At 73.9% G+C, this 14639-nt stretch carries 10 protein-coding genes; 3 read left to right on the top strand and 7 right to left on the bottom strand.

All coding sequences use genetic code 11. From position 1 onward, the window contains the following. Nucleotides 1-47 precede the first annotated feature (47 nt). The 3 genes from AC0682_RS08100 (at nucleotide 48) to AC0682_RS08110 (ending at nucleotide 6029) form a co-directional block, all read left to right on the top strand. Complete coding sequence (locus AC0682_RS08100) at nucleotides 48-3806, top strand: ABC transporter ATP-binding protein (protein ID WP_478531617.1); 3759 nt, start codon at nucleotides 48-50, stop codon at nucleotides 3804-3806. Nucleotides 3807-4005: 199 nt separating this feature from the next. Beyond that, nucleotides 4006-4428 carry a hypothetical protein gene (locus AC0682_RS08105; protein ID WP_478531752.1) on the top strand — a complete coding sequence of 141 codons (423 nt, stop codon included), beginning with the start codon at nucleotides 4006-4008 and terminating at the stop codon, nucleotides 4426-4428. Between the two features lie 113 nt (nucleotides 4429-4541). Further along, complete coding sequence (locus tag AC0682_RS08110) at nucleotides 4542-6029, top strand: S28 family serine protease (protein ID WP_478531618.1); 1488 nt, start codon at nucleotides 4542-4544, stop codon at nucleotides 6027-6029. Nucleotides 6030-6101: 72 nt separating this feature from the next. On the opposite strand, the gene AC0682_RS08115 is transcribed toward AC0682_RS08110, so the two are convergent. From AC0682_RS08115 to AC0682_RS08145, 7 genes are all read right to left on the bottom strand, one after another. Beyond that, nucleotides 6102-7964 (bottom strand): glycoside hydrolase family 3 protein, encoded by a 1863-nt coding sequence (locus AC0682_RS08115; RefSeq protein WP_478531620.1) that lies wholly within the window; start codon nucleotides 7962-7964, stop codon nucleotides 6102-6104. 133 nt (nucleotides 7965-8097) lie between these two features. After that, nucleotides 8098-9357 (bottom strand): beta-ketoacyl-[acyl-carrier-protein] synthase family protein, encoded by a 1260-nt coding sequence (locus AC0682_RS08120; protein ID WP_478531622.1) that lies wholly within the window; start codon nucleotides 9355-9357, stop codon nucleotides 8098-8100. Beyond that, nucleotides 9354-9611 carry an acyl carrier protein gene (locus AC0682_RS08125; protein WP_478531623.1) on the bottom strand — a complete coding sequence of 86 codons (258 nt, stop codon included), beginning with the start codon at nucleotides 9609-9611 and terminating at the stop codon, nucleotides 9354-9356. The genes AC0682_RS08120 and AC0682_RS08125 overlap by 4 nt, the downstream gene beginning before the upstream one ends. Nucleotides 9612-9621: 10 nt before the next feature. Then, nucleotides 9622-10731, bottom strand: a complete 1110-nt coding sequence (locus AC0682_RS08130; protein ID WP_478531624.1) for a beta-ketoacyl-ACP synthase III — start codon at nucleotides 10729-10731, stop codon at nucleotides 9622-9624. A 2-nt stretch (nucleotides 10732-10733) separates the two neighbouring features. Further along, nucleotides 10734-11579, bottom strand: a complete 846-nt coding sequence (locus AC0682_RS08135; RefSeq protein ID WP_478531625.1) for an SDR family NAD(P)-dependent oxidoreductase — start codon at nucleotides 11577-11579, stop codon at nucleotides 10734-10736. Then, nucleotides 11576-12694, bottom strand: a complete 1119-nt coding sequence (locus AC0682_RS08140) for a 3-oxoacyl-ACP synthase III family protein (RefSeq protein ID WP_478531626.1) — start codon at nucleotides 12692-12694, stop codon at nucleotides 11576-11578. Before AC0682_RS08140 ends, AC0682_RS08135 begins: the two co-directional genes overlap by 4 nt. Then, nucleotides 12691-14583 (bottom strand): acyl-CoA dehydrogenase family protein, encoded by a 1893-nt coding sequence (locus tag AC0682_RS08145; RefSeq protein WP_478531627.1) that lies wholly within the window; start codon nucleotides 14581-14583, stop codon nucleotides 12691-12693. Before AC0682_RS08145 ends, AC0682_RS08140 begins: the two co-directional genes overlap by 4 nt. Between the last annotated feature and the right edge of the window lie 56 nt (nucleotides 14584-14639).

The following is a 14639-nucleotide window of genomic DNA, read 5'->3' on the forward strand; positions in this document are numbered from 1 at the left end:
TCCGCCCGCCACCGCGTTGGTGCCTTCCGGAAGATCAGGCGGAACAGATGGATCAGCGGAACGGGAGGCAACGCGTGGCGGGCGCAGAGGGACAGGGGTGGGGCCGGCGGCTGACCGGGTACGCATGGCGGTACCGGCGCAACGTCGTGCTCGCGCTCGGCTCCTCGCTCGCCGGGATGGCCGTCATGGCCCTCGTCCCGCTGATCACCAAGGTGATCATCGACGACGTCGTCACCGACCGCACCCGCTCGCTCCTGCTCTGGACCGGCCTCCTCGTCGGCGCCGCCGTCCTCGTCTACATCGCCACCTACATCCGCCGCTACTACGGCGGCCGACTCGCCCTGGACGTCCAGCACGACCTGCGGACGGACATGTACGCGACCATCACCCGGCTGGACGGGAAGCGTCAGGACGAGCTGTCCACCGGGCAGGTCGTCGGCCGGGCCACCAGCGACCTCCAGCTGATCCAGGGGCTGCTGTTCATGCTCCCGATGACCATCGGGAACGTCCTGCTCTTCCTGATCTCCCTGGTGATCATGGCGTGGCTCTCGCTGCCGCTCACCCTGGTCGCCCTCGCCGTCGCCCCCGCCCTCTGGTTCATCGCCCGCCGCTCCAGGACCCGTCTCTTCCCCGCCACCTGGTACGCCCAGGGCCAGGCCGCCGCCGTCGCCGGAGTCGTCGACGGGGCCGTCTCCGGGGTCCGGGTCGTCAAGGGGTTCGGCCAGGAGGACCAGGAGACCGGGAAGCTCCGCGAGGTCAGCAGGCGGCTCTTCGCCGGGCGGCTGCGCACCGTCCGGCTCAACGCCCGCTACACCCCCGCCCTCCAGGCCGTCCCCGCGCTCGGCCAGGTCGCCATGCTCGCCCTCGGCGGCTGGCTGGCCACCAGGGGCGAGATCACCCTCGGCACCTTCGTCGCCTTCTCCACCTACCTCGCCCAGCTCGTCGGCCCGGTCCGGATGCTCGCCATGGTCCTCACCGTCGGCCAGCAGGCCCGCGCCGGTGTGGAGCGCGTCCTGGAGCTGATCGACACCGAGCCGTCCATGCGGGACGGCACGAAGGAGCTCCCGGCCGACGCCCCGGCCGGGATCGAGTTCGACGACGTACGGTTCGGGTACGACGAGGAACGGCCCGTCCTCGACGGGTTCTCGCTCACCGTCGAACCCGGCGAGACCGTCGCCGTCGTCGGCGCCTCCGGCAGCGGCAAGTCCACCGTCTCGCTCCTGCTGCCGCGCTTCTACGACGTCTCCCACGGCGCCGTCCTCATCGGCGGCCACGACGTCCGCGAGCTGACCCAGGCCTCCCTGCGCGCCGCCATCGGGCTCGTCCCCGAGGACAGCTTCCTCTTCTCCGACACCGTCCGCGCCAACATCGCCTACGGCCTCCCCGGCGCGACCCAGGAGCAGATCGAGCAGGCCGCCCGCGCCGCCCAGGCCCACGGGTTCATCACCGAGCTGCCCGACGGCTACGACACCACCGTCGGTGAACACGGCCTCACCCTCTCCGGCGGCCAGCGCCAGCGCGTCGCCCTCGCCCGCGCGGTCCTCACCGACCCCCGGCTCCTCCTCCTGGACGACGCCACCTCCGCCGTCGACGCCCGTGTGGAGCACGAGATCCACGAGGCGCTGAAGCAGGTGATGGAGGGCCGCACCACCCTCCTGATCGCCCACCGGCGCTCCACCCTCCAGCTCGCCGACCGCATCGCCGTCCTGGACGGCGGGAAGCTCGCCGCCCTCGGCACCCACGAGGAGCTGGAGCGCACCTCCGCCCTCTACCGCCGCCTCCTCACGGACCCCGACGAGCTGGGCGGTACGTCCCCGGGCCACCGGCCCCCGCGCGGCGAGACCGACCCGGACGGTGACCGGGCCCTCCAGCAGGAGCTGGACGCCGAGTTCGACGCCGAGCGCGGGGTCACGCCCCAGCTCTGGATCCGCAAGGAGGAGGAGCGGGACGCCTCGGTCGCCCAGATGCCCGCCACCCCCGAGCTGCTCGCCCAGGTCGAGGCCCTGCCGCCCGCCACGGACACTCCGCAGGTCGACGAGGCCCGGGCCGTGCGCCCGGAGGACTCCTACGGGCTGCGCCGACTGCTGCGCGGCTTCGGCGGGGCCCTCCTCCTGGCCCTCGGGCTGGTCGCCGTCGACGCCGGGACGGGCCTGCTGCTGCCGGTCCTCATCCGGTACGGCATCGACGAGGGCGTCAACCGGGTGGCGATGGGCGCGGTGTGGGCGGCCTCCGTGATCGCCCTGGCCGTCGTGCTCGTGCAGTGGGCGGCCCAGGCCGGGGCGATCCGGGTGACCGGCCGGACCGGTGAGCGGGTCCTCTACTCGCTCCGCCTCAAGATCTTCGCCCAGCTCCAGCGGCTCGGCCTCGACTACTACGAGCGCGAGCTGACCGGCCGGATCATGACCCGGATGACCACGGACGTGGACGCGCTCTCCACGTTCCTCCAGACCGGCCTGGTCACCGCGTCCGTCTCCGTCGTCACCTTCTTCGGCATCATGGTCGCCCTGCTCGTCCTGGACATCCAGCTCGCCCTGGTCGTCCTGGCCACCCTGCCCGTCCTGATCGTCGGGACGTTCTTCTTCCGCCGCAGCAGCGTCAAGGCGTACGAACTGGCCCGTGAGCGCATCAGCGGGGTCAACGCCGACCTCCAGGAGTCCGTCTCCGGCCTCCGTATCGTCCAGGCCTTCGGCCGGGAGCGCGACGGCGCGGCACGGTACGCCGAGCGCAGTGACGGCTACCGCCGGGCGCGGGTCCGCGGCCAGTGGCTGATCTCGGTGTACTTCCCCTTCGTCCAGCTCCTCGCCTCGATCGCCGCCGCGGCCGTCATCATCGTCGGCGCGGGCCGGATCGAGGCCGGCACCCTGACCACCGGCGCCCTGGTCGCCTACCTCCTCTACATCGAGCTGTTCTTCGCCCCCGTCCAGCAGCTCTCGCAGGTCTTCGACGGCTACCAGCAGGCCACCGTCTCCCTCGGCCGCATCCAGGAGCTGCTGCGCGAGCCCACCTCCACCGCCGACCCGGACGAACCGCTCGACGTGCCCTCCCTGCGCGGCGAGATCGCCTTCGAGAACGTCTCCTTCGCGTACGGGGGCGACGAGGAGGCCCTCACCGGCATCGACCTCCGCATCCCGGCCGGGCAGACCGTCGCCTTCGTCGGCGAGACCGGCGCGGGCAAGTCCACCCTGGTCAAGCTGGTCGCCCGGTTCTACGACCCCACGGGCGGGCGCGTCACCGCCGACGGCACCGACCTGCGCCGGCTCGACATGACCGCCTACCGCCACCGCCTCGGAGTCGTCCCCCAGGAGGCGTACCTCTTCGCGGGCACGGTCCGCGACGCCATCGCCTACGGGCTCCCCGACGCCACCGACGCCCGGGTGGAGGCCGCCGCCCGCGCGGTCGGCGCCCACGAGATGATCGCCACCCTGGAGGGCGGCTACCTCCACGAGGTCGCCGAGCGGGGCCGCAACCTCTCCGCCGGGCAGCGCCAGCTCATCGCACTGGCCCGCGCCGAGCTGGTCGACCCCGACATCCTGCTCCTCGACGAGGCCACCGCCGCCCTGGACCTTGCCACGGAGGCCCTGGTCAACCAGGCCACCGACCGGCTCGCCGGCCGCCGCACCACCCTGGTCGTGGCCCACCGCCTGACCACCGCCGCCCGCGCCGACCGGGTCGTCGTGATGGACCAGGGGCGCGTCGCCGAGGACGGCACACACGACGAGCTGCTGGCCCTGGACGGGCGGTACGCCCGGCTGTGGCGCACCTTCACAGGGCAGGACATGGGCGAGGACGAGACGGCCGACGTCTGAACCGGACGACGACCCGCGGACGGATGCGGCATCGGCCGACGTCCGAACCAGGCGTGGACATCCCCGTCAGGCGCTGCGGTCCCGAGCGGGCGTCCGCGGCCGGGACCGGACCCCGGCGCGCCCCGTGCAACCCTCCGGGGCTCCGCTGCGTCGTAGGCAGAGACGCACCGGTGCGTACAGATGTCAGGTGGGGGCGGAAGTGTTCGACAGGGCGGTCAGATCCGGGCAGTGGCGGCGGCCCCGGCCCGGAGCGGTAGCGGCACGCCTGCTCGCCTTGCCGTTGCTGTCCGGCCTCGTGCTCCTCCTCGGCACCCCGGCCACCGCCGCCCAGGCCGCCCCCGGCTGCTCCGGCCGCCCCGCGAAGACCGTCGCGTTCGCGACGGGGGAGCTGCGCGTCTACAAGAGCCGCACCCATGCGTGCGCGGTCGCCGTGGCCAAGGCGCCGGGCAGGAAGCAGGCGATGAGCGTCACGCTCCAGCCGCGCGGCGGACATGTGGTCAAGGACAGCGGTTCGTTCACCACGATGGCCGGCCCGGTGACGGTGAACGCCCTCAACCGCTGCGTCCGGGCCACCGGAGCGGTCGCCGGGAAGTCGGCGTCCACCGGCTGGATCCTGTGCTGAGCGCACCGCGGGGGAAACGTGTGAGGAAGCAGGACACGCCCAACCGGGTCTGGCGCCAGGCGCGTTGACCTCGCTAGGTTCACCGCGACTGTTGTGAATCAAGGGGAGGGTGTATGCGCAAGGCGCTCACAGGGGTTCTCTCGCTGGCGGTGCTCGTCGGCACCGTCACGGCGGCGGGGGCCTCGGCCGGTGCGGCCACCGCCGCGGAACCGGACGCGAAGAGCAGCGGCACCGCCGCCGTAAGCGGTGGTGACACGCAGAGCAAGGACATCAAGGAACGCATCCTGGCGATCCCGGGAATGAGCCTGATCGAGGAGAAGCCGTACTTCGGCTACCGCTACTTCGTCCTCAACTACACCCAGCCGGTGGACCACCGGCGCCCGTCCAAGGGAACGTTCCAGCAGCGGATCACCGTGCTGCACAAGGACACCGCCCGCCCGACGGTCTTCTCCACCAGCGGCTACCACGTCTCCACCAACCCCGGCCGCAGCGAGCCGACGCAGATCGTCGACGGCAACCAGGTCTCCCTGGAGTACCGCTTCTTCACCCCGTCCCGCCCGGCGCCCGCCGACTGGTCCAAGCTGGACATCTGGCAGGCGGCCACCGACCAGCACCGGGTGTTCACGGCCCTCAAGAAGATCTACCCGCAGAAGTGGCTGGCCACCGGCGGCTCCAAGGGCGGGATGACCGCCACGTACTTCGAGCGGTTCTACCCCAAGGACATGGACGCCGTCGTCGCGTACGTGGCGCCCAACGACGTGGACGACCGCGAGGACTCCGCGTACGACCGGTTCTTCCGCAACGTCGGCACGAAGGAGTGCCGCGACAAGCTCCAGGCGGTGCAGCGCGAGGGCCTGATCCGCCGGGCCCCGCTCCTGGAGAAGTTCAAGGAGCACGCGGCCGCCAACGGCCTCACCTACACCACCCTCGGCTCCTTCGACCGCGCCTACGAGGCCGCCGTCATGGACTACATCTGGGCGTTCTGGCAGTACAGCTCGCTCGCCGACTGCACCGAGATCCTGCCTGACGCCAAGAACGCCACCGACGAGGAGATCTGGGACGCCGTCGACGCGATCTCCGGCTTCGGCTTCTACTCCGACCAGGAGTTGGAGGCGTACACCCCGTACTACTACCAGGCGGGCACCCAGCTCGGTTCGCCGGACATCAAGCAGCCCTGGCTCGGCGACCTGAGCCGCTACGGCTACCAGCCCCCGCGCAACTTCGTCCCCCGCTCCATCCCCATGAAGTTCGACCGGGGAGCGATGCGGGACGTGGACAGCTGGGTCCGGAACAACGCCCGGCAGATGCTGTACGTGTACGGGGAGAACGACCCCTGGGGCGCGGAGCCCTTCCGCCTCGGGCGCGGCGCCAAGGACAGCTACGTCTACACCGTGCCGGGTGCCAACCACGGTGCCCGGATCTCCGGACTCCCCGACGCCGAGCGGGCGAAGGCCACCGCGGCCATCCAGCGGTGGGCGGGGGTCGCCCCCGCGGCCGTCCAGGCGGATCCGGCGAAGGCGAAGCCGCTGGCGAAGTTCGACACGCGGCTGGACCGGCTGAACGGTGAGGTCGAGCGCGGCGAGGAGGTCCTGCGCCCGTAGGGCCGGTCGGCTGACGCACCGGTGCCCGCCGGCTCTTCGGAGTCGGCGGGCACCGGTGCGTCAGCGCCGCGGTCAGTACGTCAGTCCGTGCCCCACCGGGTACAGCACCAGCGCCGGGTCGTCCGCCCGCTGCACCGGGACCGGGAGCCTGCCCCGCGGCACGGTGCTGCCCGCGATCACCCGCGCGGCGGCGCGGAGTTCGACGTCCGTCCAGGAGTAGGACGCCAGGACCGCGGCGACCCCGCGACCGGTGAGGTGCGCGGCGTCGTACGGGTTGCGGATCGCGACGGCGACCACCGGGACGCCGGTCGCCACCAGGGCGTCGACGAGGGCGAGTTGGGCGCTGGTCGCGGTGATGTTGTACGTGGCGACGATCACCGCGTCCCGCCCCCGCGCGGCGGCGACGGCCTCGGCGGTCCTCGCCGGGCTCGGGGCGGTGCCGGTGGACAACGCCGATGCGGAGAAGCCGAGTTCGGAGAAGGCCTCCGTCAGCGTGGCGGTCGGCGGGCCCGTCGTGCCGGACGGCGACGCCGGGTCGGCGCCCACCACCAGCAGCCGCCGGTGGCTGCGGCGGGAGAGCGGGAGCAGGGCGCCGGGGTCGGCGAGCAGGGTGGTCGTCCGCTCGGCGATCCGGTCGGCGTCGGCGAGGTGCGGCCGGATGCCGACCCTGCGGTCGACGTCCCGGGCGCTGACGAACGGGTCGCGGAACAGGCCCAGTCTCGACTTGAGCCGCAGAATGCGCAGGATCGATTCGTCGATCCGCGCCTCGCTGATCTCGCCGTCCTCGACCGCCTCCAGGACCGCGTGCCACGCGACGGACAGGTTCGGCGGGTTGAGCAGCTGGTCCACGCCCGCCAGCAGTGCCAGGACCGGGACGCGGTCGTCGCCGTACTTCGTCCGCACGCCCTCCATGCCGAGCGAGTCCGTGACGACCACCCCGTCGTAGCCCAGCTCCTCGCGGAGGATACCGGTGAGGATCGGCCGGGAGAGGGTGGCCGGGTCCTCGGACGGGTCGAGCGCCGGGACCACGATGTGGGCGGTCATGACCGAGTCGATACGGGCCCGGACCGCCGCCCGGAACGGCGGCGCGTCCAGCTCCTCCCACTCCTGCCGGGTGTGCTCGATGACGGGCAGCCCGGTGTGGCTGTCGGTGCTGGTGTCGCCGTGGCCGGGGAAGTGCTTGGCGGTGGCCGCGATCCCGGCGCTCTGGTAGCCCTTCACCTGCGCCGCGACCAGCTCGGCCACCGACTGCGGGTCGGAGCCGAAGGAGCGTACGCCGATGACGGGGTTGGCCGGGTTGACGTTGACGTCGGCGTCCGGCGCGTAGTTCTGCCTGATGCCGAGCGCGGCCAGCTCGGTGCCGGCGATCCAGGCCGCCCGCCGGGTGTCGGAGCGCGAGCCGCCCGCGCCGAGCGCCATCGCGCCCGGCAGCAGCGTCGCGGGCTCCCCGACCCGGCAGACGATGCCGTGCTCCTGGTCGGTGGAGATGAGCAGCGGGACGCGGTGGCGCTCGGCCAGGGCGGCCCGCTGGATGCCGTTGGAGAGGGCGGCGATCTGGTGCGGGTCGCGGGTGTTGTGGGCCCAGGTGAAGTAGATGATCCCCCCGACGTGGTAGGCGGAGACCAGCTCGGCGGCGGTGCGGACCCCGATCTCGCGGAGGTTGGCGTCGATGTCGGCCTGGTCGGGGTCGGTGGCGGAGTGCCCGTACACCCGCATCACGAAGAGCTGGCCGACCTTCTCCTCCAGGCTCATCCCGGCGATGATCCGCCGCAGCCGACGGTCGGTGGAGGCGTCGTGGTGGCCGGACGCGGGGTGGTGCCCGGGTGCGGCGTGTGCGGAGGCGGGTCCGGCGGCGGTGAGGGCGCCGGTGGCCGCGGCCACCGTGGCGGCGGCGGTGACGGTGAGGAGGGTGCGCCGTGAGGTGCGGTGGGGCACGTGTGAGCTCCTTCCTTGCCTGAAGGAAACTTCCAAGATGATACGGATATAGGGGAAGTAACTTTCGGTCAAGGGGGTGGGGGCGGCCCGGGAACGACACGCGCGCGAAGGAGTGGCCGTCCCCGGTGCCGCGTCAGGCGGGCGTGAACGCCAGGACCGTGTTGTGTCCGCCGAAGCCGAGCGAGTGGCTGAGGGCGAGGCGCACGCGCTGCGGCCGGGCGGTCCCGTGGACGAGGTCGATGCCCGCCGTGGTGGCGTCCGGGGCCGTGAACCCGGCGGTGGGCGGCACGGTCCCGCGCGCGAGGGTCAGCACGGTGAGCGCCGCCTCGATCGCCCCGGCCGCGCCCATCGTGTGCCCGAGGACCCCCTTGGCCGAGGTGACCGAGGGGCCTTCGCGGGCGGGGCCGCCGCTGCCCGTGCCGGGGGCGGACGCGTACAGCTCGCGGATCGCCGTGGCCTCCACCGCGTCGTTGAGCGCGGTGGAGGTGCCGTGCGCGTTGATGTGGTCGACCTCGCCCGGCGTACGGCCCGCCCCGGCCAGCGCCAGAGCCGTCGCCGCGCGCAGCCCGGCGCCCTCGGGGTGCGGGGCGGTGGCGTGGTGGGCGTCGCCGGTGGCCCCGGACCCGGCCAGGAACGCCAGGGGCCGGGCCGCACGGGCGGTGGCGTGGGCGGTGCGCTCCAGGACGAGCACCCCGCACCCCTCGCCCAGCACGAACCCGTCCCGGTCCCGGTCGAACGGGCGCGAGGCCCCGCCCGGGCCGTCCTCCCGCCGCGACAGTGCGCCGAGCTTGGCGAACGCCGAGGCGCACAGGGGCGTGACCATGGCATCCGTCCCGCCCGCCACGGCGACGTCGCACACCCCGGCCCGTAACAGCAGCGCGGCCGTGATGATCGCCGTCGCCCCCGAGGCGCAGGCCGTGGAGGCCTGCAACGCCGGGCCTGTGGCGCCCAGTTCGAGGGCGAGCTGCCCGGCGGCCATGTTCGGGAGGAAGGCCGGGAGCGTCATCGGGGAGAGCGCCCGGGGGCCGGAGACGAGCAGCTTGCGGTGCTGCGCCTCCAGCGTGGCGACACCGCCCGCCGCCGTGCCCACGACCACCGCGACCCGCCCGGGGTCCCACCGCCCCGGCTCCAGTCCGGCGGAGGCCAGGGCCTCGCGGGCGGCGGTGAGCAGGAACCGGGTGGCGGGGTCGAACCGCCAGAGCCGCCCCCGTACCCCTTCCTCCGCCGGAGGCGCCACCCGGCAGGCGAGCCGCACCGGCGCACCCGCTTCCGTCAGAACGGGGTCGACGCGCGCGGTCGCCCGCCCGGCGCACACCGTCTCCCAGGTCGCCTCGGTGCCCGTGCCGCCGGGGGTCACCAGTCCGATGCCGGTGACGGCGAGATCGTCGCTCACGGCGCGCCACCGGTCTTCTCCGAGCCGAGGAGCGCCGTCACCGAGCGGGCCACCTCGTCCACGGTCAGCTCGGCGGTGGCCTCGGAGTCGTCGAGCGGAACGCCCCACTCCTCCTGGAGGGTGACGTAGAGCTCCACCACGGCGAGGGAGTCCAGCTCCAGGTCACCGAGGGTGGCGTCGGGGCGTATGAGATCGGCGGCGACCTCGAACTTGTCGGCGAGCAGGGTCACGAGGTGGGTGTAGACGTGGTCCATCGGGGGCTCCTCACAGGGGTGATGACGGTACGAAGGCGGGGGAAGGGGCCGAGGCAGCGGTAGGGGCGGCGTCCGGCTCCTCGGCCAGCGGCGTGACGTCGGGCCAGGTCAGGGCGGTGGAGGCCCAGGTGAAGCCGCCGCCGAACGCGGTGAGCAGGGTGCGCTCGCCGGGCACCACCGCCCGGTGTACGGCCGGGTCGGCCAGGACCAGGGGGACGGAGGCGGCGGCGGTGTTGCCCAGCTCGCGGATGTTGCCGTACCGGTGGGCGGACGCGATGCCCAGCCGGTCCGCGACCGAGTCCAGGATCCGCTGGTTGGCCTGGTGGCCGATGAACGCCCGTACGGAATCGGGCGCCCAGCCGGCCCGCCGCAGCGCGGCCTCGGAGGACCGGGTCATCCGCCGTACGGCGTGGGCGTAGACGGCGCGGCCCTCCATGTGGAAGAAGTGCGCGTCCGGGCCGGGCGGCGGCAGGTGCCGCGGGTGTCGGGCGCCGCCGCCCGGGACCGTGATCGCGGCCCGTCCGCTGCCGTCCGAGCCGAGGTCGGTGGCGAGGACGGCCCCGGGCTCGTCCCGCCCGCCGGGCCGCAGGAGCACCGCCCCGGCCCCGTCGCCGAAGATCGGGGCGGTGGTCCGGTCGGCGGGGTCGACGATGGCGGTGTAGGTCTCGGCCGCGATGACCAGGGGTGCGGCGCAGGCTCCGCCGCGTACGAGCCCGGCCGCGACGGCCAGGGCGTACAGGAACCCCGAGCAGACCGCCGACACGTCGAACGCGCCCACCGTTCCGAGCCCGAGCCGGCGGGCCACCTCCGGGGCGGTGGCCGGGCACGGGTGGTCGGGGGTGGAGGTGGCGAGCAGGACCAGGTCCGGTCGGGCGCCCCCGGCGGAGGCGAGCGCCGCCCGCCCCGCGCCGACGGCCAGGTCGCCCGTGCTGGTGCCCGGGGAGGCGTGGCGGCGGCGCTCGATGCCGGTACGCGCCCGGATCCAGGCGGGGTCGGTGAGCAGGGCGCCGCGCGCGATGACGGCGTCGTTGTCGACCACGTGCGGCGGCAGGCAGGAGCCGACACCGGAGACGACGGCGGTGGGGTACGTGGGGGTGCGGGTGTCGTCGTGGGTCCGCATGGTCAGACCGTGGCCGCGAAGGGGGAGGGAGGTTTCGGGTGACCGGCCAGACCGCCGTCCGGTACCGCGAGACCGCCGTCGACGACCAGCGCGTGGCCGGTGACGAACGAGGAGGCGGGGGAGGCGAGGAAGAGCGCCGCCCCGACCACCTCGTCCACTGTGGCCCAACGCCCCAGCGGCACATGGCTGGTGAGCCAGTCCGACAGGGCGCCCGCCTCACTGGCGAACGCGGTCATGTCCGTACGCGTCCACCCCGGGCAGAGCGCGTTGACCCGCACCCCGCTCCGGGCCCATCCGACCGCCAGACTCCGCGCCAGTGACAACTGGGCCGCCTTCGTGGCCGCGTACGCCTCCATCATCGGGGTGCCGACGATCCCGGCGACCGACGACATCAGCACCAGGCTGGCCCGCTCCGACTCCACCAGATACGGGTGGGCGGCGCGGCAGACGGCGGCCGTGGCGTTGAGGTTGACGGAGACGACGGTCTCCCAGTCCCGCTGCTCGGCGTGGTGGAGCGGCACCAGCAGCGGGCTGCCGTCCTCGGCGGTGGGCAGGGTCCCCGCGTTGTGTACGACGACGTCGAGCCCGCCGAGCGCGGCGGCGGCCCGGTCGACGAGCGTCGCCGCCACCCCCGGCTCCGCGAGGTCCCCGTCGAGCGCCACGGCCTTGCGGCCACGCTCCGCCACCGCCCGTACGGTGGCGTCCAGCGAGGGAAGGGCCCGGGCGGTCACCGCGAGGTCGCATCCGGCGTCGGCGAGGGCCTCGGCGACGGCCCGGCCGATGCCTCGGGAGCCGCCGGTGACCAGGGCGCGGGCACCGTCCAGGCGGAAGAGGTCGAGAGCGTTCATGGCAGATTCCTTTCCGGGGCGGGGGAGTTACGGGTCGTTCCGGCCGGGCTGGTCGTGTGGGGTGGATCGGGCGTGCCAGGCGTGTCGGCGGTCTTCGCCATGGGCATCAGGGCATCGGCCCCGCTCCAGGTGAGGAGCGCGCTCCCCCAGGTCATCCCGGCGCCGAAGACGGTGAGCAGCACCCGGTCCCCGGGGCGCAGCCCGTTCCGGGCAGCGGCGGCGGCGAGCGCGTAGGCGGCGCTGGCGGCCCCGATGTTGCCGACCTCGTCACCGACGACGACCAGCCGCTCCGGCGGGATGCCGAGTTCGCCGCCGAGCCGCCGCAGCAGTACGGGATTGGGCTGGTGGCAGACGAAGCACGCGATGTCCTCCACGCCGAGCCCGGCCCGGTCCAGGGCCTCGGTGATCAGCCGGGGCAGCACGTCGACGATGAACCGGCTGACGCTCCGCCCGTCCATGTGGATGCGGTGGCTCCCGGCGGCGAGCGTGGCCGGGGCGGCGGGCAGTCGGCTGCCGCCGCCGGGGATCAGGACGAGCCCGGCCTGCGTCCCGTCGGAGCCCAGGCGGAAGTCCGCGAACCCGTACGGCGCGGCGACCGGTCCCAGGACGGTGGCGGCGGCCCCGTCGGCGAAGAGGACGGAGGTACCCCGGTCGGTGGGGTCGAGGAACTTGGAGTACGCCTCCACGCCGACGACGACCGCGTAGCCGTCCTGCCCGGACCCGCGCAGCCAGTCGTACGCGACCTTGGCGGCGAAGAGCCAGCCCGAGCAGGCCGCGCCGACATCCAGCGCGACGGCCCGGTGGGCGCCCACGAGGGCCTGGACGCGGCAGGCGGTGGAGGGGCCCAGCTCGTCGGGGGTGGAGGTGGCGCAGACCAGCAGCCCGACGTCCGCGATGTCGATCCGCGCCGCCTCGACGGCCGAGCGGACGGCGTGGGCGGCGAGGTCGGAGGCCGCCTCGTCGGGTCCGGCGACATGCCGGGTCAGGACGCCGGTACGCTCCCCGATCCACTGGGCGGTCACCCCGGCGTCCCGGGCCACCTCCTCGTTGCTCCGGACACCGGCCGGCAGATGGGTGCCCAGACCGAGGACGCCGACGCGGCGGACGGCGGTCATGAGGTGGCTCCGCGCGTCCAGGTGAGCGCGGTGTCGAGGGCACGGTGGTCCTCCGGATCCCCGAACACCTGCAGCAGCAACGGTAGTTGCTCCATCACCGCATCGCACAGCAGGTCGACGGCGGCGGACAGCGTCCCGAACTCCGCCGCCTCCAGGGGCCCGAGGGAGAGCAGGGAACCGGCCCAGCGTCGGGCGGAGAGGACACCGTGCAGGGCGGCCAGGGGAGTCAGGGCCCGTACGAGACCGGGATCGCGGAGCCCTTCCAGTACGCGGACGACGTCATCGGCCATGAGCAGGGTGGCGTGCGCCTCGCCCAGCAGCCCGGCCCGTTCCAGCAGCGGGTTCCACCGCTCGAAGGGGTCCCGGGACGCGTCGGCAGCGCCGAGTCGGCGCAACTCTGCCACGAGAGAAGCCCGATGGCGCCGGAGGAGGGCGGGCCACCAGTAGGGGGAAGTGGGCTCCAGGGGCTCCCGCGGCTCCGGCTCCCGCAGTTCGCGCTCCGGGCCGGGCCCGTTCTCGACCAGGGAGCGGCCTATGTCGTAGAAGATCAGCTGGCTGTCGCCGCCGGCCGTGTCGAAGGCATGGTGGAAGTCCCGGTACCCGCCGAGGCGGTGGGCGGTCAACTGGCCGGTGAAGCCGCACCGGTGCTGGCACTCGGCGGTGAGGCGGGCGGCGGTCCGTACGGTCACGGCCTTGTAGGCGGCCAGGGGTTGGCTGACGGCCGCCCACGGGGTGAACCCCATGGCCTCCTCGTCGTCCGGCCGGGGGGACGCACCGCCCTGGGCCCCGGTCCGTACGGCCAGGGCGCCGTCCGCGGCGCACGTCAGGGCGAAGGCGTCGGCCAGCGCACCGAGGACCGCGGTCTGCTGGCTCCGGTAAGCGAGCAGCGGCACCCCGGGGGCGAGTCGGCTCCGCGTACGCCGCGCCCGGGCGTAGTGGACGGCCTGGACGGCGGTGCGGCGGGAGGTGGCGGCGGCGATGGCGGGCATGGCCGCCCACAGCCCCTGGCCCACGCGCAGGGTGCGCTGGAGACGCTGCTCCGGGGACCCGGCGGGGTCATGGAACGCCACCGCCCCGCCGCCACCGTGACCGTCTTCGTCCGGTCCGTGATGGCGGTGACGGTCGATCCGGGCCCCGTCGGAGAGCCAGTGGGCGGCCGCTACTCGGACGCGGTGGAACCGTACCTGCACGTAGTCGAGCGGCAGGGCGTCCAGCGCGACCGGGGCTGACAACTCGACGCCTGGGAGCGGCCCCTGCTCGTCGGTGAGGTCGACCATGAAGCCGAAGACCCCGCGATCGGTCCCGCCGACGAAGAGCTTGGCCAGGACCACCCCCGTCTGCTCGACGCCCCGCGTACCGGCGCTGCCGAACTTGGCGGTGCCCGGCCCGGGGGTGTGCAGCACGAACGAGCCGTCGGCCGGGTCGAAGTCGGCGCGGGTCCCGGTGTCGAGATGGCTGTTGGCCTGCCCCACCTCGGTGATCAGGTAGACGCCCTTGGCCCGTCCTTCCCGCAGGGCCGACAGCTGCGGCTCCAACCCCTTCCAGTCGTCCGAGAGTTCGGTGAGGGAGCCCAGGCAGAGCAGATGGTGGACCAGCCCCGCCAGGCAGAGGGAGGGGTCGACGACGGCGGCGGAGGCGTGGACGGCGGCGAGCCGGGCCGGGTCGTCGAGGATCCCGGCCCCGCGCGGCAACGCGTCGGCCAGCGACCGCAGTCGGCGCAGCAGGGCGGCGCCCCGGCCGGGGCCGTGGACCGGCCCGGGATCACCGTCCGCGAGGGCCTTGCGGAGCGCGTGGAGAGCGGACAGGGCGGCGGGGTCGCAGGACCCGTGGAGGAGCCGATGTATCTCGGCACGGGCGCTCTCGGAGAGGGAGGGGGCGAGGGTCGTCATGCGTTCTCCTTTCAGGGGAACGGGAGTTGGCGTTCGGTACGTGGAAGGGGGAGTCG

This window comes from Streptomyces sp. NPDC043746, assembly GCF_056436485.1.

What these genes read in the sequence shown, in the direction of transcription:
- AC0682_RS08140 (WP_478531626.1), bottom strand. Translation starts at nt 12,694, where the DNA reads ATGACCGCCGTCCGCCGCGTCGGCGTCCTCGGTCTGGGCACCCATCTG.
- AC0682_RS08135 (WP_478531625.1), bottom strand. Translation starts at nt 11,579, where the DNA reads ATGAACGCTCTCGACCTCTTCCGCCTGGACGGTGCCCGCGCCCTGGTC.
- AC0682_RS08145 (WP_478531627.1), bottom strand. Translation starts at nt 14,583, where the DNA reads ATGACGACCCTCGCCCCCTCCCTCTCCGAGAGCGCCCGTGCCGAGATA.
- AC0682_RS08130 (WP_478531624.1), bottom strand. Translation starts at nt 10,731, where the DNA reads ATGCGGACCCACGACGACACCCGCACCCCCACGTACCCCACCGCCGTC.
- AC0682_RS08125 (WP_478531623.1), bottom strand. Translation starts at nt 9,611, where the DNA reads ATGGACCACGTCTACACCCACCTCGTGACCCTGCTCGCCGACAAGTTC.
- AC0682_RS08100 (WP_478531617.1), top strand. Translation starts at nt 48, where the DNA reads ATGGATCAGCGGAACGGGAGGCAACGCGTGGCGGGCGCAGAGGGACAG.
- AC0682_RS08110 (WP_478531618.1), top strand. Translation starts at nt 4,542, where the DNA reads ATGCGCAAGGCGCTCACAGGGGTTCTCTCGCTGGCGGTGCTCGTCGGC.